This is a genomic window from Rhodococcus sp. JS3073 (assembly GCF_026810085.1).
Classification (GTDB): Bacteria; Actinomycetota; Actinomycetes; order Mycobacteriales; family Mycobacteriaceae; genus Rhodococcus_F; species Rhodococcus_F wratislaviensis.
Genome location: NZ_CP113951.1, coordinates 2,745,592 through 2,764,721, shown reverse-complemented (window position 1 = coordinate 2,764,721; position 19,130 = coordinate 2,745,592). Strand labels below are relative to the sequence as shown.

18 protein-coding genes are annotated in these 19,130 nt (G+C 67.3%); 11 read left to right on the top strand and 7 right to left on the bottom strand.

Annotated features, from left to right (window positions below; translation table 11 throughout):
• The first annotated feature begins 53 nt into the window (after positions 1-53).
• Genes OYT95_RS12415 through cydC form a run of 4 tightly spaced genes read left to right on the top strand, consistent with a single transcriptional unit; the run spans position 54 to position 5,971 of the window.
• Entirely contained in the window at positions 54-1,550 is a 1,497-nt protein-coding gene (locus OYT95_RS12415; protein ID WP_112301227.1) for a cytochrome ubiquinol oxidase subunit I, read from the top strand.
• 11 nt (positions 1,551-1,561) lie between these two features.
• A complete protein-coding gene (gene cydB, locus OYT95_RS12410) occupies positions 1,562-2,599 on the top strand; it encodes a cytochrome d ubiquinol oxidase subunit II (RefSeq protein ID WP_009477911.1) in 1,038 nt (345 codons plus the stop codon).
• Positions 2,596-4,302 carry a thiol reductant ABC exporter subunit CydD gene (cydD, locus tag OYT95_RS12405; RefSeq protein ID WP_268791571.1) on the top strand — a complete coding sequence of 569 codons (1,707 nt, stop codon included), beginning with the start codon at positions 2,596-2,598 and terminating at the stop codon, positions 4,300-4,302. Before cydB ends, cydD begins: the two co-directional genes overlap by 4 nt.
• Positions 4,292-5,971, top strand: coding sequence for a thiol reductant ABC exporter subunit CydC (gene cydC, locus OYT95_RS12400; RefSeq protein WP_268791570.1), 1,680 nt, complete (start codon positions 4,292-4,294; stop codon positions 5,969-5,971). Before cydD ends, cydC begins: the two co-directional genes overlap by 11 nt.
• A 242-nt stretch (positions 5,972-6,213) precedes the next feature.
• Here the strand turns inward: cydC and OYT95_RS12395 are convergent, their stop codons facing one another.
• Both OYT95_RS12395 and OYT95_RS12390 read right to left on the bottom strand, forming a co-directional pair.
• Positions 6,214-7,323, bottom strand: a complete 1,110-nt coding sequence (locus tag OYT95_RS12395; protein WP_268791569.1) for a type IV toxin-antitoxin system AbiEi family antitoxin domain-containing protein — start codon at positions 7,321-7,323, stop codon at positions 6,214-6,216.
• Positions 7,324-7,409: 86 nt separating this feature from the next.
• Positions 7,410-8,132, bottom strand: coding sequence for an FABP family protein (locus OYT95_RS12390; protein WP_005244359.1), 723 nt, complete (start codon positions 8,130-8,132; stop codon positions 7,410-7,412).
• 242 nt (positions 8,133-8,374) lie between these two features.
• On the opposite strand from OYT95_RS12390, the gene OYT95_RS12385 reads away from it, so the two are divergent.
• On the top strand, positions 8,375-9,706 hold the full coding sequence (locus OYT95_RS12385) for a cutinase family protein (RefSeq protein ID WP_268791568.1): 1,332 nt from the start codon (positions 8,375-8,377) through the stop codon (positions 9,704-9,706).
• Positions 9,707-9,774: 68 nt separating this feature from the next.
• Here the strand turns inward: OYT95_RS12385 and OYT95_RS12380 are convergent, their stop codons facing one another.
• The 5 genes from OYT95_RS12380 to OYT95_RS12360 form a co-directional block, all read right to left on the bottom strand.
• A complete protein-coding gene (locus OYT95_RS12380; protein WP_005244353.1) occupies positions 9,775-10,080 on the bottom strand; it encodes a DUF1416 domain-containing protein in 306 nt (101 codons plus the stop codon).
• A 3-nt stretch (positions 10,081-10,083) separates the two neighbouring features.
• Positions 10,084-10,920, bottom strand: a complete 837-nt coding sequence (locus tag OYT95_RS12375) for a sulfurtransferase (protein ID WP_037230548.1) — start codon at positions 10,918-10,920, stop codon at positions 10,084-10,086.
• 67 nt (positions 10,921-10,987) lie between these two features.
• The gene (locus OYT95_RS12370; protein WP_112301223.1) at positions 10,988-11,440 is read right to left on the bottom strand and encodes a DUF4395 domain-containing protein; all 453 of its coding nucleotides are present in this window, start codon (positions 11,438-11,440) and stop codon (positions 10,988-10,990) included.
• A 237-nt stretch (positions 11,441-11,677) separates the two neighbouring features.
• Positions 11,678-12,154, bottom strand: a complete 477-nt coding sequence (locus OYT95_RS12365; RefSeq protein ID WP_112301222.1) for a thioredoxin family protein — start codon at positions 12,152-12,154, stop codon at positions 11,678-11,680.
• The gene (locus OYT95_RS12360; RefSeq protein ID WP_037230541.1) at positions 12,151-12,930 is read right to left on the bottom strand and encodes an LmeA family phospholipid-binding protein; all 780 of its coding nucleotides are present in this window, start codon (positions 12,928-12,930) and stop codon (positions 12,151-12,153) included. The genes OYT95_RS12365 and OYT95_RS12360 overlap by 4 nt, the downstream gene beginning before the upstream one ends.
• 206 nt (positions 12,931-13,136) lie before the next feature.
• Between OYT95_RS12360 and OYT95_RS12355 the strand changes: the two genes are divergently transcribed.
• The 6 genes from OYT95_RS12355 to pstB all read left to right on the top strand — a co-directional run bounded on the left by OYT95_RS12355 (position 13,137) and on the right by pstB (position 19,016).
• Complete coding sequence (locus OYT95_RS12355; RefSeq protein WP_037230539.1) at positions 13,137-13,892, top strand: winged helix-turn-helix transcriptional regulator; 756 nt, start codon at positions 13,137-13,139, stop codon at positions 13,890-13,892.
• On the top strand, positions 13,893-14,810 hold the full coding sequence (mshD, locus tag OYT95_RS12350) for a mycothiol synthase (RefSeq protein ID WP_037230537.1): 918 nt from the start codon (positions 13,893-13,895) through the stop codon (positions 14,808-14,810).
• Between the two features lie 214 nt (positions 14,811-15,024).
• Entirely contained in the window at positions 15,025-16,143 is a 1,119-nt protein-coding gene (gene pstS / locus OYT95_RS12345; RefSeq protein ID WP_112301221.1) for a phosphate ABC transporter substrate-binding protein PstS, read from the top strand.
• 67 nt (positions 16,144-16,210) lie between these two features.
• Positions 16,211-17,284 carry a phosphate ABC transporter permease subunit PstC gene (gene pstC, locus OYT95_RS12340; protein ID WP_112301220.1) on the top strand — a complete coding sequence of 358 codons (1,074 nt, stop codon included), beginning with the start codon at positions 16,211-16,213 and terminating at the stop codon, positions 17,282-17,284.
• 3 nt (positions 17,285-17,287) lie between these two features.
• A complete protein-coding gene (gene pstA, locus OYT95_RS12335) occupies positions 17,288-18,196 on the top strand; it encodes a phosphate ABC transporter permease PstA (RefSeq protein WP_037230534.1) in 909 nt (302 codons plus the stop codon).
• 43 nt (positions 18,197-18,239) lie between these two features.
• The gene (pstB, locus tag OYT95_RS12330) at positions 18,240-19,016 is read left to right on the top strand and encodes a phosphate ABC transporter ATP-binding protein PstB (RefSeq protein ID WP_015888703.1); all 777 of its coding nucleotides are present in this window, start codon (positions 18,240-18,242) and stop codon (positions 19,014-19,016) included.
• Positions 19,017-19,130 lie beyond the last annotated feature (114 nt).

The window sequence follows — 19,130 nt, the reverse complement described above, 5'->3', positions numbered from 1 at the left end:
AGCCCACGCTCCGGCCCTGAAGCCTGTCCTACGGGCCCAGTTTCGGAGTAGCCATGGATGCCTTGGATGTCTCCCGGTGGCAGTTCGGCATAACCACCGTCTATCACTTCATCCTCGTTCCGCTGACGATCGGGCTCGCCCCGCTGATCGCCGTCATGCAGACGATGTGGGTGGTCACCGGAAAGGATCACTGGTATCGGCTCACCAAATTCTTCGGGAAGCTCTTCCTGATCAACTTCGCGCTCGGCGTGGCCACCGGCATCGTGCAGGAATTCCAGTTCGGGATGAACTGGAGCGAGTACTCACGCTTCGTCGGTGACGTCTTCGGTGCACCCCTCGCTCTCGAGGGCCTGGTCGCCTTCTTCCTCGAGTCGACGTTCCTCGGCCTCTGGATCTTCGGCTGGGGACGGCTGCCCAAGCTCGTCCACCTCGCCACCATCTGGCTCGTCGCGATCGGGGTGAACGCGTCCGCGTACTTCATCATCACCGCCAACTCGTTCATGCAGCACCCGGTCGGGGCCGTCTACAACCCCGAGACCGGGCGCGCGGAACTCACCAGCATCTGGGAACTGCTCACCAACAACACAGCGCTCGCAGCCTTCCCGCACGTCGTGGCCGGAGCATTCCTCACGGCAGGAACATTCGTGGCCGGCGTCGGCGGCTGGTGGATGGTGCGCAGCATGCGCAAATCGAAGGAAGCCACCGAACCCGAAGTGGCGAAGAAGCACGAGGAGACCGCACGGACGATGTTCCGTCCGGTCACCATCCTCGCGCTGTGGGTGATGGTCGCCGCGGGCATCGGACTCGCGATCACCGGCGACATCCAGGGCAAGCTGATGTTCGAACAGCAACCCATGAAGATGGCATCGGCCGAATCGCTGTGCCACACCGAAACCGGTGCCGACTTCTCGATCCTCACCGTCGGCACCCAGAACAACTGCGAGAGCATCACCCAGCTCATCAAGATTCCCGGGCTCACCTCGTTCCTGGCGGACGGCACCTTCGACTCCACCGTCGAGGGCGTCACCGAGATCCAGGCCCGCTACGAGGAGATGTACGGGCCCGGCAACTACAAGCCCAACCTGTTCGTCACCTACTGGACGTTCCGCGCGATGATCGGCTGGGCCGCAGGGTCGGCGCTGCTCGCCGTGGTCGGTCTGTGGATGACCCGCGGCGGCCGTGTCCCGGACAAGAAGTGGTTCGGCTGGTTGTCCATCGCCGTCATCCCGACGCCGTTCCTCGGGAACAGCGCGGGCTGGGTGTTCACCGAAATGGGCCGCCAGCCGTGGGTCGTGGCACCCAACCCGACCGGTGTCGACATGATCAGACTCACTGTCGACCAGGGCGTCTCGAATCACTCCCCGTGGACCGTCTGGGTCTCACTGATCACGTTCACGGTGGTCTACGGGGCGCTGGCCGTCGTGTGGTTCACGCTGATCCGCCGCTACACGATCGAGGGACCACTCGAACACGACGCGCATCCACCGGGTGACGACCACGACGAGCCCGAAGAACCGGGCAAGCCCGAGCAACTCTCGTTCGCGTACTAGGGGAGACGGTCATGGGACTTCAAGAAGTGTGGTTCATCCTGATCGCGGTGCTCTTCATCGGGTACTTCGTCCTCGAAGGATTCGATTTCGGTGTCGGCATGCTGATGCCGGTGCTGGGCAGGCGCAAGGACCCGAACGGAGACACGCGACGGCGGGTGGTGCTCAACACCATCGGGCCCGTGTGGGACGGCAACGAGGTGTGGCTCATCACCGGCGGCGGCGCGCTGTTCGCCGCGTTCCCGGAGTGGTACGCCACCCTGTTCTCCGGCTTCTATCTGCCGCTGCTGATCATTCTCGTCGCGCTCATCGTCCGGATCTGCGCCATCGAATACCGCGGCAAGATCGACGACGACACCTGGCGCAGGCGATGCGACTGGGGCATCGTCTTCGGGTCCTGGGTGCCCGCCGTGCTGTGGGGTGTCGCGTTCGCGAACATCGTTCGGGGCGTCGACATCGACGCCGACAAGCAGGTCACCTCGAGCCTCTTCGATCTGCTCAATCCCTATGCGCTGCTGGGTGGTCTGACGACAGCGCTCGTGTTCGCCCTGCACGGCGCGGTGTTCCTCGCGCTGAAGACGGCCGACGAAGTCCGCACGGACGCCGTCGAACTGGCGTCCCGGCTGGCGATCCCGGCCGTTCCGGTGGCAGGCGCGTTCGTGCTGTGGACGCAGTTGGCGCACGGCAAGGGCTGGACATGGATCCTCGTTGCGATCGCCGCCGCCGCACTCCTCGGGGTGGTCGCGTTCACCCGCGCCGAACGTGAGGGTTGGGCGTTCCTGCTCACGTCCATCGCGGTCATCGCCACCGTGGCGCTGCTGTTCGGCTCGCTGTTCCCCAACGTCATGCCGTCCACGCTGGACGCCGCGTACAACCTGACCATCGACAACGCCTCGTCGAGTCCGTACACGCTGAAGGTGATGACGTGGGCCGCCGCCTTCCTCACCCCGGTGGTGCTGATCTACCAGGGCTGGACGTACTGGGTGTTCCGCCAACGGATCTCGACCAAGCACATCCCGCCGTCGATCGGTCTCCCGCTCGGGCGCAGATGAGCACAGCGGTAGGCGACGCACCCCGCCCGGCCGACGAGCGCCCGGGCGGGGAGCGAGGATCCCGGCGTCCCGTCGATCCCCGCCTCTGGCGCTACTCCGCGGCGGCCCGCGGGTACCTCGTCCTCACCGTCGCGCTGTCGGTGGTCAACGTCGCGATGGTCATCGTGTCGGCGCTGATGATCGGCCGGGTGCTCGGTGGGGTCATCGTCGACGACGACACCGACGTCGGCCGGTGGTCCACCGAACTGGTGGTCCTCGCCGCCGCGGTCGGAGTGCGAGTGCTCGGCACCTGGCTGCAGTCCCGGTTCGCGCACCGGTCCGCCACGCGGGTCGTGGCGGAGCTGAAGGGGGAGGTCCTCGGCGTCGCCACCCGCCTGCGACCACGCGAACTCGATCCGCGGCGGGACGAGATCGCGACCGTGCTCACCCGCGGAATCGACGGTCTCGTGCCGTACCTGACCGGGTATCTTCCGGCTCTGGTTCTCGCGGCAACGCTCACTCCGGCGACGCTCGCGGTCATCACGTTTCAGGATCTGACGTCGGCGGCGATCATCTTCGTCACGCTGCCGCTCATCCCGGTCTTCATGATCCTCATCGGTCTGCTCACCAAGGGCAAGGCCGCCAAGACGCTGACCGCGATGACCACACTGTCCTCCCAGCTGCTCGACCTCCTGGCCGGCCTGCCCACACTCTGCGCGCTGGGCCGCGAACAGGGCCCGGCGACGCGGGTGCGCGAACTCGGCGACGCCCACCGCCGCACCACGATGTCGGCGCTGCGGGTGGCGTTCCTGTCGTCGATGGTGCTGGAACTGCTGGCTACGCTGTGCGTCGCGCTCGTCGCCGTCAGCATCGGACTGCGGCTGGTGTACGGGGAGATGGGTCTCGAAGCGGGGATCGTGGCGCTGATTCTCGCGCCCGAGGTGTACCTTCCGCTGCGGATGGTCGGAACCCAGTTCCACGCCGCCGAGGACGGAATGGCCGCCGCGAGCCGGGCCTTCGCCGTCATCGATACCGATCGTCCCGACGACGCCGCCGACGGTGTGGTCGTGGTGGATGCGGCCGGGGCGCGTCTCGAATTCGACGGCGTCGACGTCGCGTCGCGGCACGGCCTGGCGCCGCACGGACTGACCGGGACCCTCGAACCCGGCGCGGTGACCGTGCTGACCGGGCCCAACGGTTCCGGGAAATCGACTGCGGTGCAGGCACTCCTCGGCCTCGTCGAACCCGAGCAGGGGGAGGTACGCGTGGCAGGCGCCGCCGTGAGTTCGCTCGACCGGTCCGCGTGGTGGGCGCAGGTGGAGTGGCTCCCGCAGCACCCCGTCCTCGTTCCCGGCACGCTGGACGAGAACCTTCGGCTCATCGGCGAAGTCGTCGACCTCGAACAGGCTTGTGCAGCCACGGGTTTCGACGAGGTCCTCGCCGAACTCCCCGACGGCTGGTCCACGCGCGTCGGATCGGGTGGAACGGGACTGTCGCTCGGTCAGCGGCAGCGGCTCGCGCTGACCCGCGTGCTGGCCACCCGGCGTCCGGTCCTGGTGCTCGACGAACCCACCGCACACCTCGACGACGCGTCGGAGCGGACCGTGCTCGATTCCCTGCGGAGCCTGGCCGCCGCCGGCCGGACGGTCGTGGTCGTGGGGCACCGGCCGACCGTGCTCGCGGCCGCCGACCGGGTGATCGAGGTGAGCGCCGATGTCGCGTGACCCGCTGATCCGGGCACTGCCGCTCCTCGACCTGCAACCGGGACGGGTGGTGCGGGCCGTCGCCGCCGGCGTCGCCACGCTGGGTAGTGCGCTCGCGCTGGCGGCGCTGTCGGCGTGGTTGATCACGAGGGCGTGGCAGATGCCGCCCGTCCTGGACCTCAGCGTGGCCGTCGTGGCGGTGCGGGCGCTGGGCATCTCCCGCGGCGTCTTCCGCTACCTCGAGCGGCTCGCCACCCACGACACCGCCCTGCGCGGGACCACGTCCGCCCGCACCCAGCTGTACCAGCGGCTGGCCGACGGCGACCCCGCAGCCGCCGCCGGCCTGCGCCGCGGCGAACTGCTCGCCCGCACCGGGGCCGATGTCGACACCCTCGGTGACGTCGTCGTGCGCGCGCTCGTCCCCATTGCCGTGTCCGTCGTCCTCGCCGTGGCCGCCGTCGGCATCCTCGCGGTGATCTCGCCCGCCTCGGCGCTCGTGCTCGCAGTCGCGCTCGCGGTGTCGGGGGTCGCGGCGCCCTGGTTGTCCGCGCGGGCCGCCCGCCTGGCCGAGACGTCCGGTGCCGACGCGCGGGCACGGTTCAGCGAAGACGCCGTCACGGCGCTCGATCACGCCGCGGAACTCCGCGTCGCAGGTCGCCTCGACCGGACCGTGTCGCGGGCCGTCGCCGCCGAACACGCCGCGGTCGAGGCCACCGATCGCGCCGCCGCACCCAGCGCGTTCGCGGACGCCGCCACACCACTCGCGGTGGGCGTCAGCGTGATCGCGTCGCTGCTCATCGGCATGGGCCTGTACTCGTCGGGGACCATGAGCCCGATGGCGATGGGCATCCTGGTGCTCCTGCCGCTGTCCGCGTTCGAAGCCACGGCCGCGCTGCCCGCCGCGGCGGTCGCACTGACCCGGGCCCGGATCGCGTCGCGCCGCATACTCGCCGTGCTCGACGCCGCCGTCGCGGATCCGCACCCCGGCGACCGGGAGCTGGACGGACCCGCCGAGGTCGTCGCGAAGGACCTGCGGTGCGGCTGGCCCGGAGGACAGGTCACCGCCCCGCTCGACCTCGACCTGCGGCCCGGCTTCCGAGTCGCGATCGTCGGCGGCAGCGGGTCCGGGAAGACGACCACCCTGATGACCCTGGCCGGGTTGCTCCCACCGGTGTCGGGGACGGTCCAGGTGGACGGGCTCGACCTGCACCAGGTCAGATCCGAGTCTCTGCGCCGGAACGTCGGATTCTTCGCGGAGGACGCGCACCTCTTCGACACGTCCGTGCTCGAGAATCTGCGGGTGGCGCGCGGCGACCTCGAGGAAGCGGAGGCGCTGACCGTCCTGGAGTGCGTCGGGCTCGGGGGATGGGTGTCGGGTCTGCCGGACGGCGTGCACACGGCCCTCGCCGGTGGTGCCAGGGCGGTGTCCGGCGGACAGCGTCGCCGACTGCTCCTCGCCAGGGCGCTGCTGTCGTCCGCCCGGGTGCTGCTGCTGGACGAACCGACCGAGCACCTCGACGCCGACGCGGGCGCCGACCTGCTCCGGCGACTGCTCGCGCGCGACGGCGGACTGGTGTCGCCGCAGCGCACCGTCGTGGTGGTCACTCACCAGCTTCCGGAGGATACCAGTGCTGACCTGGTGATACGGGTCGAGAAAGCTGAGAGCGAAAATGCGTTGCCGACTCCGTGAGTGCGGCGTACTTTCTTCAGTACACGAGGAAGGAGGTGGTCTGAAATTGAATGACAGACGGACACGTGAGGTGGCTGCCAGCTAGCCGCTACCGCTGACGGAATTCACTGACCGCGCGAGCGGCGAGCGAATCCCAGGCAGCTACCCGGCCCCCGAGCCCCCGGTCTGGTCCAGATCGGGCCCGGTGCACCAGCACCGGAAGGCTCGGGGGCCGTTGTGCACTCCGCGCCCGTGAGTACTTCTTAACCGCCCGACGTTAACAAGTACTCACGGCAGCGCGGGCACGGGTTCGGCCCACTCCAACCGCCCCGCTCGAGAACCGTCCGGACCTCGGCCGCGACGTCGCACGAGCGCCGCGTCACCTCCTCCCAGCCGTAGACCAGCGTCGCCCTGCCGGCGAGTTCCGCCGCGTTGCCGCGACGACGATCACGCAGCGCCACCGACCGCGACGAGTGGTACCGCAGTCCGTCCAGCCGCACGAGGAGCGGAACGCCGCTGTCCGAGTAGTCCACGTCCTCGTAGAGGGTTCTTCCGTCGACGAGAACGGGCGACTGTCGTCGGGCGGCCGGTAGTCCGTGCGCGAGTTCGACGTCGACGGCGTACCGGTGCTCGAGAATCGACTGGACTCCGCCGGAAACGAACGTCAGCGCGTCGGTGAGCGCCTTGCGGTATCTGCGCGGTGGACGTTGCTCGATCCGTCGAAGCACTTCGTGCACCGGAATGTCGCTGCCGGTGACCAATGACACGAGGACTCGTGCGGCCGCCACCGCGGACGGCTCAGCGACGGCGAGATCGACGACGGTATCTGCCCGCGACGTTCGAGGCTGAAGCGTCGGGACGAGGATGTGTGCGTGCGCCCGGGACCGGTGCACCACGACCCCGGGGTGGAGGAGATCGCCCTCGCGGGGAACAGGACGGTCGGATCGCCGGCCGACCTTCCGATACGTCGGTCCCTGCGGTTCCGCGGACAACCCGTAGGGCACGGTGACGTGAATCGGCCCGTCCGGATCGATGGGCATCAGCCCCCATTCCTCGGCCGCGGTCCGATGGCTGAGAATTGCTCGGGAACCGCCGAACAACAGCGCCGCCCACAGCGTCATCGGCCGGTCGAGCGGACCGTTCGTGACGGCATAGACGCCGTGCAGAACCGCCGACCACTGGCCGGACTCCACCATGTGCTGAATCTGCCGGGTCGAGATACCCAGTCCGCGCAGTTGCCGGGCCGTGACGAGGCCGTGCTGATAGTCGAGGACGCGTTGGAAGTCGGGCCTGAAGTCGATCGTCGCAGTCGTCATGAACGCGACGGTGCGCACGCCGACCGACAGGATTCGCCCGAAACAGGCCGTTTTCAACTGACCTGTGGATGAACCTCAGGTTGTGGATAACCCGAGCCGTGAGTACTTGTTAACCGCCCGTGGTTAATAAGTACTCACGGGCGCTAGCCAACGTAGCGGGACAGCCGCGCGGAGAGGTGGGGGCGCAGCTCGCCGTCGGCGATGATGCGTTCCTCGACGTACGCGAGGTCGCCGCCCTCGACGATGCCGTAGAGGCGCTTGGCGCCGCCCACGAGAACACCGGAGGTGCTGCGGATCACGACGTCGGTCGCGAGTTCCCACGACGACTGGGTGAGGGCCTGGCCGTAGAACAGTTCGACGATGCCGGAGCTGTGGGCGAGGAGGAGTTCGACGACTTCCTCGTTGGTGCTGCCGGGAATGCCGTCTCCGCTGATCCGCCAGAAGCCGGTCTCGTGGAGGTCGGGGCGCACGTATTCGCCGTCGGCGTCGAGAACCCAGGTCTGGGATTCCCACTTGAGGTAGTTGCCACCGTTGTGGGAGACGATGATCTGCTGCCCGAAGGGGTAGTCGCCTGTGTCGGGGTCGTGGCCTTCCCCTTCACCGCGCCACACACCCACGAGGGGCAGTACTGCGAGGAGTTCGTTGTTCAGATCCGGGCCGAGGCGCAGATTTGCGGTGTCCTCGGGCAGCGGAAGGTCCGGAAGCTGCGGGATGTTCCGCGACGCCGTCGTCTTGGAACGCTCGATGGCGTCCGCGACGGCTGCGTCACCGCTACCACGACGCACGGTGGGGGTGTCCCCAGCGGGCGCGCTCGTAGTCGGGTGCTCGGAAGGCGGATCTGCGCCTGCGTCCGGGTTCTGACTCACGACTCGTCGGTGACCAGGCGGTAGATCGTGTAGAGCGAGAACCACGTGATCAACACGGCGGCAAGGACAAGAAGTACCTCGAAGAAGATAACCACGGGGACATCCTAAACCGAACCCGTCGAACGGTCGAAACGGGAGGCGACTTACGGTGACTGCGGCTACGGTTTCCCGAAGGCGACCACCCGGTCGGTTCCGAACATCCTCATGCGGTCGTCTCGTCTCCCGCCCCTCCCGGAGGTCCCATGCTTCGATCGAGTACTGCCGCCACCGGTCTGGTGCGGGCCGCGATCACGGCGACGGCGCTGCTGCTGACCGTGTCCGCGTTCGGCGCTCCCGGTCTCGCCGTCGCCGCGCCCGACACCGGCAGCGCGGGTTCGGGAAGTGCCGACACGGACCGTGTCGATCCGAACAACTACGCCGCCGACTGCCCCGACGTGATGATCGTCGCCGTGTCCGGCGCCACCGACTCGACGGAGGACCGCAACCCTCTGGCCGACGAGAATCGGCAGCTCTGGTCGAACTGGGTGGGCAACGTGACGGTGCCGACCGGCGAGGCGAACAAGGACGAACCGGGAACGGTGGGGTGGATGTACGTCCCCTACCCGTCCACGTACGGCCTGGGTCTGCTGCAACCCGTTCCGACATACCAGGATTCGATGTCCGCGGGTGTCGCGTCGACGAACAGGATCCTCGACGAGAACAAGGTGAAGTGCGGCGACGACACCAAGTACGTGCTGCTCGGGTACAGCGTCGGCGCCGAGGTGGTCGAACGGGTGTCGCGCGAACTCGGGCACCGCGACAGCAATGCTCTGGTCACCGCCGACGACATCGCCGGCGTCGCGTTGATCGGCGACCCGTACCGCCCAGCGGGCACCCCCTCGATGGGCGAACCCGGCCCGCCCGGCGGCGGATTCATGTCATCCGAGCCGGCCGACTACGGCGCTCTCGACGGCAAGATCACCTACGCGTGCCGGCCCTACGACATCGCGTGCGACGCGCCGCAGGAGATCGCCGTCCTCGAACTGGCGCTCGGGGTGCTGGGACAGATGCACTTCACCCTGCTGAACCCGGGCCAGACCGTCTCCGACTTCGCGAATGCGGTGACGAACATGGCGGCGCGGTCGATCGTGCACATCGTCACCCACGAAGACTGGTTCGCCTCCGACGAGTCCTTCCTGGACGTTCTCCGCAAGGTCGCCGACCGGACCTACGACCCCGACGGCCCGGACCGGAACATGCAGGTGTCCCAGGAACAGATCGTCGAGGCGCTCAACTGGGCGATGGGTCCCGGTTCGGAGGTCGTAAAGGCGAAGCTTGCGCAGGAGGGCCCGGGGTTCGTCGAGGACAACAGCGATGTCTTCGAACTGGTGATCAAGCCGTACATCTTCCTGGGCTTCATCCAGCACCTGTTCTACTGGAACAACAATCCGAACGACCCCTGGTACTGGGAGAGCGAGAAGGTGGTCGACTGGATCACCGCGCTCGCGCATTCGGAGAAGGACCGAAAGGCCGCTGAGGCGTCAGCCGTCCCTGTCCCGGAGGCGTCAGCCGTCCCTGTCCCGGCGGGCAAGTAGATCTCACACGACAGAATGGCCCCGCTCCGAATCCGGAGCGGGGCCATTCTGGTGTCGTCAGCTGGTGACTACTCGCCGACCGTGACGTCGACGTTGTGCACGCCTGCGCTCGACGGGCTCACCGTCGAGGTGCCGTTGCCGGAGCTGGACAGTGCACGCACGGTCCACTCGCCGGGAGCGGCGAAGAAGCGGAAGTCTCCGGTGCCCGAGGCGACGACCTCGGCGGTGAACTCTCCGCCGCCGTCGAGGAGACGCACGAACGCTCCACCGATCGGCTGGCCGTCAGCGGCGAGAACGCGGCCGGTGATGACCGTTTCCTTCTCGACGTCGACGCCCGCGGGCAGGGTCTGGGTCTGTACAGGTGCTCCACACATGGCTCAGTGAACCTCCAACTCGATGGGTGCGCCGACGAGCGAGCCGTATTCGACCCAGCTGCCGTCGTAGTTCTTGACATCGGACTTGCCGAGGATCTCCTTGAGCACGAACCAGGTGTGGCTGGAGCGCTCGCCGATACGGCAGTACGCGATGGTGGGCTTGGCCTCGTCGTAGCCCTTCTCCGAGTACAGCTTCTCCAGGTCGTCGTCCGACTTGAACGTGCCGTCCTCGTTGGCGGTGGTGCTCCACGGGATGTTGATGGCCGTGGGGACGTGTCCACGCTGCTGCGCCTGCTCCTGCGGCAGGTGAGCGGGAGCGAGGATCTTGCCGGAGAACTCGTCGGGCGAACGCACGTCGACGAGGTTCTTGTTGCCGATGGCGTCGATGACCTCGTCGCGGAACGCGCGGATCGAGAGGTCGGGTGCCTCGGCCTTGTACTGGGTGGCCTCGCGGGTGACGGTCTCCTTGGAGAGGGGACGCCCGTCGAGCTCCCACTTCTTGCGGCCGCCGTCGATCAGCTTGACGTCCTGGTGGCCGTACAGCTTGAAGTACCAGTACGCGTATGCCGCGAACCAGTTGTTGTTGCCGCCGTAGAGAACGATGGTGTCGTCGTTGGCGACGCCCTTGGCGGACAGGAGGTCGGAGAACTGCTGCTGGTTCAGGAAGTCACGACGGACGCCGTCCTGCAGGTCCTTCCGCCAGTCGAGGCGGATGGCGCCTTCGATGTGGCCGCCGTCGTATGCGCTGGTGTCCTCATCCACCTCGACGAAAACGGTCTTGGGGGCGTTGAGGTTCTGCTCAGCCCAGTCGGCGGAGACTAGGACATCGGAGCGAGCCATGGTGTTCCTTTCGATGTGTACTTACTTGTGTCGGGTGGATCGTGCAGTGGTTCTCGGTGTGAAACTTTCAGGCCGCGGTGCGGAAGCGTGCGACGAGTGGATAGATCTGGCAGCCGAGGCAGAACCCGAATGCGGCGTTGAGGAACGCGGCGAACAGGGCGAATGCGGTGGCGACGGCGCCGACGACCCCGGAGCCTGCGAGGAAGCCGACGGTGCCGACGGCGGCGAAGACGAAGCCGACGAGCTGCGCGAAGCGGAGCGGTGCGGTGGGTTCGCGGTCGCTCACCGGAGCGAGTCGCGGCGCGACGACGGTGCCGAAGATCCGGCCGTACGGGCTGCGTCGCGGCCCGGTGGCTGCGCCTGCCGCGAAGACGACCGCTTGCAACGCCAGCAGAATTCCTGCTGCGACCAGCGAGAACGTCGACACGACGAGCACGGCGACGAGGACAGCGGTGGTGACCCAGGCGGCGAACCGGGGGCCACGAACGTCGACCTGCTCGAGCTCGAGTGTTGTGGACATGAGAAGTGCTCCTGCGGTGAGTCCTGAATGCTTGCCTGGCGCCGAACGACGACGGAAGACGTCGTCATCGGGATTTCGATCACGTGCGCGGAGTCCGCGGTGTCAGCAGAAAGCGACAGCCCTGGTGATCAGCAACAGGTACAGCAACAAGCCCCGAGGCGGCACAGGTCAACTGTGCGGCGACGGGTGAGCATGAGCTCGTGGCTGGATTGCACGACGACGAGTTTACCCGGTTCTTCAGGAATTTGAAGCCGGGGGCCGGGTGAGGGGTCCGAGAGCGGCCCGCAGGTCGGTCGCGGCGGGCACTCCGGACACCCGGAAGCGTTGCTGCAGGTCGGCGTCGAGAATGAACGTCGTCGGCAACGACAGAACGCCGAGTTCCTTGGCGAGAGCGGGATACTCGTCGATGTCGACCTCCACTTCGACGGGCGGTTCCGGTTCGCCGGCGAGGTCGGCGACGACCTGTCCGACCACTCTGCGCACCGCCGCGCAGGGGCCGCACCAGTCGGCGGAGAAGTGGAGGACGGTGGCCCGCCGAGGGTGTTCGGGCGACTGCGGCCCGATGCCGGCCGCCTCGAGGAGCAGCCGTCGCTGGTCGGTCACCACTGCGGTCGTCTCGCCGGTGCTCCGGACCGCTCCCTGGCGGCGCTGCCAGACGAGCCCGAACACGACGGCGGCGAACAGTGCGATCAGTAACAGTGTGATTCCGGTCATCGGCTCTGTAGTTCGTTCAGGTCGATCGTGACGTTGTTGCCGACGCCCTCGATGACGATCTGCGAGCCTTCCGCGTAGACCTCGGTCGGCTGGACGCCGAACGGGAGTTCCCGGGGGTCGATCGTCCGGGTGAAGAGGCCGAGGATCGCGGGAGCGAGGGGTTCGGGGATGGTGAAGTCGGCGTGGCCCTCGGGCCCGAAGTAGAAGTCGCTGGCGACGATCTTCACCTGACCACCGTCGAGGACCAGGTCGGCCTGCACGCTGACGGTGGTCTCGATGGGCCCGACGGGGACGGTGCCGGTGAGGACGACGCCGCCCGCGGTCGGCATCCCCGAGCCGCCGGAACCGCCGGTGCCGTCCGACTTGCTGGCTGGCGGGGCCGAAACCTGCAGGTCGGGGATGTCGAGGAAGCGTCCCAGGTCGGTGGCGTCGATGAGCATGCGGCCGGAGAGGTGATCGACCGGAAGGGACTTCACGGAGCCGTCGACGAGGTCGGACAGCGGCGCGGAGACACCCAGGAGGGTGGACTCGATCGTCACCTCGCCCACCACGTCACTCTGTACTCCCTGGGCGCGGATCTCGATGTTCTCGTACTTGCCGTCCCACGCCTGAGTGAGGAACGGAAAGCCGTGAACGGTCACCTCGGGATCCGCTGTGAGGGACGCGCCTGCCCGCAGTTCCCGCGACACCCGGTACTCCGCGTAGGCCGCCGAACCGAAGTCGACGACGAGACCGAGAGCCACGAGGAAGACGATTCCGATGATGAGTTTCCGCACGGCCCCATTGTGACGGACACCGGCCGGGGGAGTGTCGGTGCAACCTCCGCGCCGGTTGCCGGGGGTTCGGTGCAACGGACGCCGACGGCGGCGCGCTACTCTGTCACCGACAAAAGTGTCGATACCTTCAGTGTCGATCTACCTGGACCGGCGGATGAACGATCCGTCGGCCGGCCGGGTACGACGGCGACGAGATGGGAGGCTGTGTGGAGCTACTGCTTCTTACCTCCGACCCCAACCCCGAGGCAGTGCTGCCTGCCCTCGCCCTGCTGGCGCATTCGGTGCGGCCTGCCCCGACGGAGGTGTCCTCTCTCCTGGAAGCGAGCTCCGCCGACATCGCCCTGGTGGATGCGCGCACCGATCTCGCGGCGGCTCGCGGCCTCTGCAGGCTGCTGGGCAGCACGGGTTCCGCGGTTCCGGTGGTGGCGGTGCTCACCGAGGGTGGCCTGGTGGCGGTCAATTCCGACTGGGGCCTCGACGACATCCTGCTCCCCGGCACCGGACCGGCCGAGGTGGACGCCCGCCTCCGGCTGCTGGTCGGACGCACCGGCGGCGTCGCCAGCCCGGAGGCGTCCGGCAAGATCACGCTGGGCGAACTGGTCATCGACGAGGGCACGTACACGGCTCGTCTGCGCGGCCGTCCCCTCGACCTCACCTACAAGGAGTTCGAACTCCTCAAGTACCTGGCACAGCACGCGGGTCGCGTCTTCACCCGCGCGCAGTTGCTGCAGGAGGTGTGGGGTTACGACTTCTTCGGTGGCACCCGCACGGTCGACGTCCACGTGCGTCGTCTGCGCGCCAAGCTGGGCAGCGAGTACGAATCCTTGATCGGTACAGTCCGCAACGTCGGTTACAAGGCCGTCCGTCCCACCCGCAGCAAGTCGGGTGCGCCGGTGCCGCCCGTCGACGACCTCGACGCGGACGACGCGGACTTCGAATCCGCGGAAGGGCCGGCGATCTGAGTGAGTGCCTCCGTGCAGTCCTGGACTGATCGACTCGACGGCAAGCAGGCCGCGGACGTGTCCGCCCTGCTCGAACGCGCGACGGCAGCGGACGGAACCGCGCCGGTGTCGGAGCAGGGTGTGCACGCCGTGTCCGGCGCCGGGAGCGACGGTGTCCGTCATCTCGTCGAGACCGACGCCGATCGGATCGTCGGGTACGCGCAGCTGCAGCCGGGTCACGGGGATCATCCCGCGATGGCCGAACTCGCCGTCGACCCCGCGGCGCGCGGCCGCGGAATCGGAGGCAGGCTGGTCACCGAGGTCCTGTCCGAGGGTGGTCCGGACACGAGGGTGTGGGCGCACGGCAACCTGCCTGCGGCGCAGGCGGTGGCGCAGCGTCTGGGGCTGACCGGTGCGCGTGAACTCCTGCAGCTCCGGCGTCCGCTCGCCGATGCGGAACTCCCGGAACTCGTTGTACCGGAAGATATTTCACTCCGCGTGTACCGCGGAGTCGAGGATGATCCCGAGGTGCTGCGTGTCAACGCTGCCGCCTTCGCCTGGCATCCCGAGCAGGGGTCGTGGACCGAACGTGAAATGGCCGAACGGCGCGCGGAGGCCTGGTTCGATCCGGCCGGGCTGTTCATGGCGTTCGCCGCTTCGGACGAGCAGAGACTGCTCGGATTCCACTGGACCAAGGTGCATCCGAAGCAGGGCGACGAGCCGGCCATCGGTGAGGTCTACGTGGTGGCGATCGGCCCCGACGCCCAGGGGCGTGGTCTCGGCCGGTTGCTGACGCTCGCCGGACTGCACTATCTGCGTGACCGCGGGCTCGGTGCGGTGCTGCTGTACGTCGAGGGCGACAACGCCTCGGCGCTGCACACCTACGACCGGCTCGGGTTCGAGCGGTTCCACACCGACGTCGCGTACGCGCGCGCCTGAGGGGCTTCTTTACTTCCGCACCTGTTGTTCGTCTCGGAAATGTGGACAAATGCTCGGTCTGTTCACCTTCCGTTCACCGATCGTGGTCCAACTGGACATTAGCTACCCCTAGGTTTCTCCGTGGGCAGCGCCGTGTTGCCTGGTGCAGATTTCAACGAAGCGCACCTCATGTCGCCGCCCGATCGCGGGCGAGACGGTATTTCCGGAGGACTAGGTGAATCTCAAGCGCAGTGGCGCCCTGCTCGGTGCAGTGGCCCTGGGTGCCATGACCTTGGCCGCGTGTGGCAGCGACAACAACGCGGCGTCGAGCGGCGTCGACGCAGCGTCGTCCAACGCGACGTGCGAGGGCAAGGCCAACCTCTCCTCGGCCGGTTCCTCGGCCCAGAAGAATGCCATGGACCAGTTCGTCTCCACCTACATCTCCGTCTGCCAGGAAAAGGGTAAGACCGTCAACCTGGCGTACAACCCCAGCGGTTCCGGCGACGGACGTACGCAGTTCATCGCGAGCCAGATCGACTTCGCCGGCTCCGACTCGGCGATCAAGGCCGAGCAGGCCGAGCAGGCCAAGGCCCGTTGCGTCGGCGGCGAGGCCTGGAACCTTCCGCTCGTCTTCGGACCCGTCGCCGTCGCCTACAACCTCGACGGCGTCAAGGACCTGGTGCTGAACGGCGAGGTGACCGCCAAGATCTTCAACGGCACCATCAAGAAGTGGAACGACCCGGCCATCGCCGCGCTCAACCCCGGCGCCACCCTGCCGGACCAGGACATCACCGCGATCATCCGCTCGGATTCGTCGGGAACTACCGACAACTTCCAGCAGTACCTCACGGCCGCCTCCAACGGCGCGTGGACCACCGGTGCCGGCTCGGACTTCACCGGCGGTATCGGTGAGGGCGCCAAGGGTTCGGCCGGTGTCGCGCAGGCAGTGGCCTCCGCCCCGGGTTCGATCACCTACGTCGAGAAGTCCTACGCGGACCAGAACAAGCTGTCGGCCGCGCAGATCGACACCGGCTCCGGCCCGGTCGCGCTGACCGACGAGTCCGCGGCGAAGGCGATCGAGGGTGCACAGTTCAAGGGTGAGGGCGTGGGCGATCTGACGCTCGACCTCGGCTCGATCTTCGGTACCAAGGAAGCGGGTGCGTACCCGTTGGTGCTCGCCACCTACGAGATCGTGTGCTCGAAGGGCTACGACGCCGACACCTCCGCGGCGGTCAAGTCGTTCCTGACCAGCGCAGCCAACGAGGGTCAGGACAACCTGGCCGAGCAGGGCTACGTGCCGCTGCCCGACTCCATGAAGGAGAAGCTGAACGCGTCGGTCGCCGCCATCGGCTGATCGCACCGTTAGTCGTTCGGACCCGCCCATGACTCGATATTCTGACCAGGAAAGATTGCGAGCGCAGATGAGTGAAGCGCACATCGAATCAGCACCTCGCGCCTCCGGCTCCGCTTCTGGCGGAGTCGGGGTGGGCGGTCCGAACGGCACCCCGGAGGCCGAGTTGAGTACCACCAAGGCCGAAACCCCGACTCCGGCAGGTGCACCCCGCGGCAAGGCCGTCGCCAGGCCGGGGGACCGGATCTTCAAGTCCCTCGCAACCACCTCGGCCATCTTCATCTCCATCCTCATCGCCGCGATCGGCATCTTCCTGATCTGGCGCGCAGTTCCCGCACTGAGCAGGAACCAGGTCAACTTCCTCACCAGCAGTGAGTGGGTCACTCAGAACATCAACGCCATGGCGTTCGGTGTGCTCGACCTGTTCCAGGTGACGGTGCTCGTCTCGCTGTTCGCGCTGATCCTCGCGATGCCCGTCGCCCTCGGCATCGCCATCTTCCTCACCGAGTACTCGCCGAACTGGCTCAAACGTCCGCTGGCGTACGTCATCGACCTGCTGGCCGCCGTGCCGTCGATCGTCTACGGCCTCTGGGGTCTGCTGGTGTTCGCTCCCGCGATCAAGCCGCTTGCCGTGTGGCTCAACGAAAAGCTCGGCTGGTTCCCGCTGTTCGCGACAGGAAGCGGTTCCATCACCGGCGGTGGCACCATCTTCACCGCGGGCATCGTCCTCGCCGTCATGATCCTTCCCGTCATCACCGCGGTCACTCGCGAGGTGTTCGTGCAGACGCCGACGCCCCAGATCGAGGCGGCGCTCGCGCTGGGCGCCACCCGGTGGGAAGTGGTGCGGACCACGATCATTCCGTTCGGCAAGTCCGGCTACATCAGCGGATCGATGCTCGGTCTGGGTCGCGCCCTCGGTGAGACCATGGCGCTCTACCTGATCCTGCGCACCACGTCGCAGCCCTTCGGATGGTCGCTGTTCGACGGCGGCGCCACCATCGCCTCCAAGATCGCTCTCGGCTACGCGGAGTTCAACAACAACATTCAGGCCGGCGCCTACATCGCCGCAGGCCTGGTGCTCTTCGTGCTCACCTTCGTCGTGAACGCCGCGGCCCGCGCCGTGATCGCAGGAAAGAAGGACTGACCCATGACCGCGACCCTCGACAAGCCGGTCAAGGCCCCCACCTTCCAGGGGGTCGGTGTCCGCCGACGCATCACCGACCTCACCGCCACCGTCCTCGTGACGCTGGCAGTGCTCGTGGCGCTGGTCCCACTGGTGTGGGTCCTGGTCACCGCCGTCATCAAGGGAATCCCTGCCCTGACGTCGGCCACGTGGTTCACCCACTCGCTCAGCGGACTGACGTCCTCCGCGGCGGGCGGCGGCATCTATCACGCGCTGATCGGCACGATTCTGCAGGGACTCGTCTGCGCGGTGCTGTCCATTCCGCTCGGACTGTTCGTCGCGATCTATCTCGTCGAGTACGCCGACCGGAAGTCGCGACTCGCGAAGCTGACCACCTTCATGGTCGACATCCTCAGCGGTGTCCCGTCCATCGTGGCCGCCCTGTTCATCTACGCCCTGTGGATCGCGACGTTCGGTTTCCCCAAGTCCGGCTTCGCCGTGGCGCTCGCCCTGGTGCTGCTGATGGTTCCCGTCGTCGTCCGCAGTACGGAGGAGATGCTCCGCATCGTCCCGCAGGACCTGCGGGAGGCGTCGTACGCGCTGGGTGTTCCGAAGTGGAAGACGATCGCCAAGATCGTGCTGCCCACGGCACTGCCCGGCATCATCACGGGCGTCATGCTGGCGCTGGCCCGGGTGATGGGCGAGACCGCGCCGCTGCTGATCCTCGTGGGTTACGCGCCCTTCATCAACTTCAATCTGTTCGGTGGCGAGATGGGCACGCTGCCCGGCGTCATGGTCGCCGAGATGAACAACCCGACTGATGCCGGTACCAACCGCATCTGGGGCGCGGCGCTGACGTTGATCCTCCTCATCGCCATCCTCAACATCCTGGCCAAGATCGTCGGCCACTTCTCACAGGTCCGCAGCAAGTGACACATACACTCGATCTCGAACACCAATCAGTAGGGAGCCGGTAATGGCCAAGCGTCTGGATCTCAAGGACGTCAACATCTACTACGGCAAGTTCCACGCCGTCGCCGATGTCGGGCTGTCCGTCCCCCCGCGGAACGTGACCGCTTTCATCGGCCCGTCCGGCTGCGGCAAGTCGACCGTGCTGCGTTCGCTGAACCGCATGCATGAGGTGACTCCCGGTGCGCGCGTAGAGGGTTCGATCCTGCTCGACGGTGAGGACATCTACGGTTCCGGCATCGACCCGGTCGGCGTCCGCAAGACGATCGGCATGGTGTTCCAGCGTCCCAACCCGTTCCCGACGATGTCCATCAAGGACAACGTGGTGGCCGGACTGAAGTTGCAGGGCGAGCGCAGCAAGAAGCGTCTCGACGAGGTGGCCGAGCGGTCGCTGCGCGGCGCCAACCTGTGGAACGAGGTCAAGGACCGTCTCGACAAGCCGGGTGGCGGATTGTCCGGCGGTCAGCAGCAGCGTCTGTGCATCGCCCGGGCCATCGCCGTCTCGCCCGACGTCCTGCTGATGGACGAGCCCTGCTCGGCGCTCGACCCGATCTCGACCCTCGCGATCGAGGACCTGATCACCGAGCTGAAGAAGGACTTCACCATCGTGATCGTCACCCACAACATGCAGCAAGCGGCGCGTGTGAGCGACCAGACCGCATTCTTCAACCTCGAGGCCACCGGCAAGCCGGGACGTCTCGTCGAGATCGACGACACCGAGAAGATCTTCTCCAACCCCACGCAGAAGGCCACCGAGGACTACATCTCGGGCCGCTTCGGATAGAGCGACGCACACGAGAACGCCCCGGCCGGATCTGCGGTCGGGGCGTTGTCGTGTCCGCGGACGGACGTCGGGCGAACGAACGGGACGCTCGTACGGTCTGACCGTACGAGCGTC

Coding starts and splice junctions, on each gene's coding strand:
- pstB (WP_015888703.1), top strand. CDS start 18,240: ATGGCCAAGCGTCTGGATCTCAAGGACGTCAACATCTACTACGGCAAG.
- OYT95_RS12370 (WP_112301223.1), bottom strand. CDS start 11,440: ATGTCCACAACACTCGAGCTCGAGCAGGTCGACGTTCGTGGCCCCCGG.
- pstA (WP_037230534.1), top strand. CDS start 17,288: ATGACCGCGACCCTCGACAAGCCGGTCAAGGCCCCCACCTTCCAGGGG.
- OYT95_RS12375 (WP_037230548.1), bottom strand. CDS start 10,920: ATGGCTCGCTCCGATGTCCTAGTCTCCGCCGACTGGGCTGAGCAGAAC.
- OYT95_RS12365 (WP_112301222.1), bottom strand. CDS start 12,154: ATGACCGGAATCACACTGTTACTGATCGCACTGTTCGCCGCCGTCGTG.
- pstC (WP_112301220.1), top strand. CDS start 16,211: ATGAGTGAAGCGCACATCGAATCAGCACCTCGCGCCTCCGGCTCCGCT.
- OYT95_RS12385 (WP_268791568.1), top strand. CDS start 8,375: ATGCTTCGATCGAGTACTGCCGCCACCGGTCTGGTGCGGGCCGCGATC.
- OYT95_RS12380 (WP_005244353.1), bottom strand. CDS start 10,080: ATGTGTGGAGCACCTGTACAGACCCAGACCCTGCCCGCGGGCGTCGAC.
- cydB (WP_009477911.1), top strand. CDS start 1,562: ATGGGACTTCAAGAAGTGTGGTTCATCCTGATCGCGGTGCTCTTCATC.
- cydD (WP_268791571.1), top strand. CDS start 2,596: ATGAGCACAGCGGTAGGCGACGCACCCCGCCCGGCCGACGAGCGCCCG.
- cydC (WP_268791570.1), top strand. CDS start 4,292: ATGTCGCGTGACCCGCTGATCCGGGCACTGCCGCTCCTCGACCTGCAA.
- OYT95_RS12415 (WP_112301227.1), top strand. CDS start 54: ATGGATGCCTTGGATGTCTCCCGGTGGCAGTTCGGCATAACCACCGTC.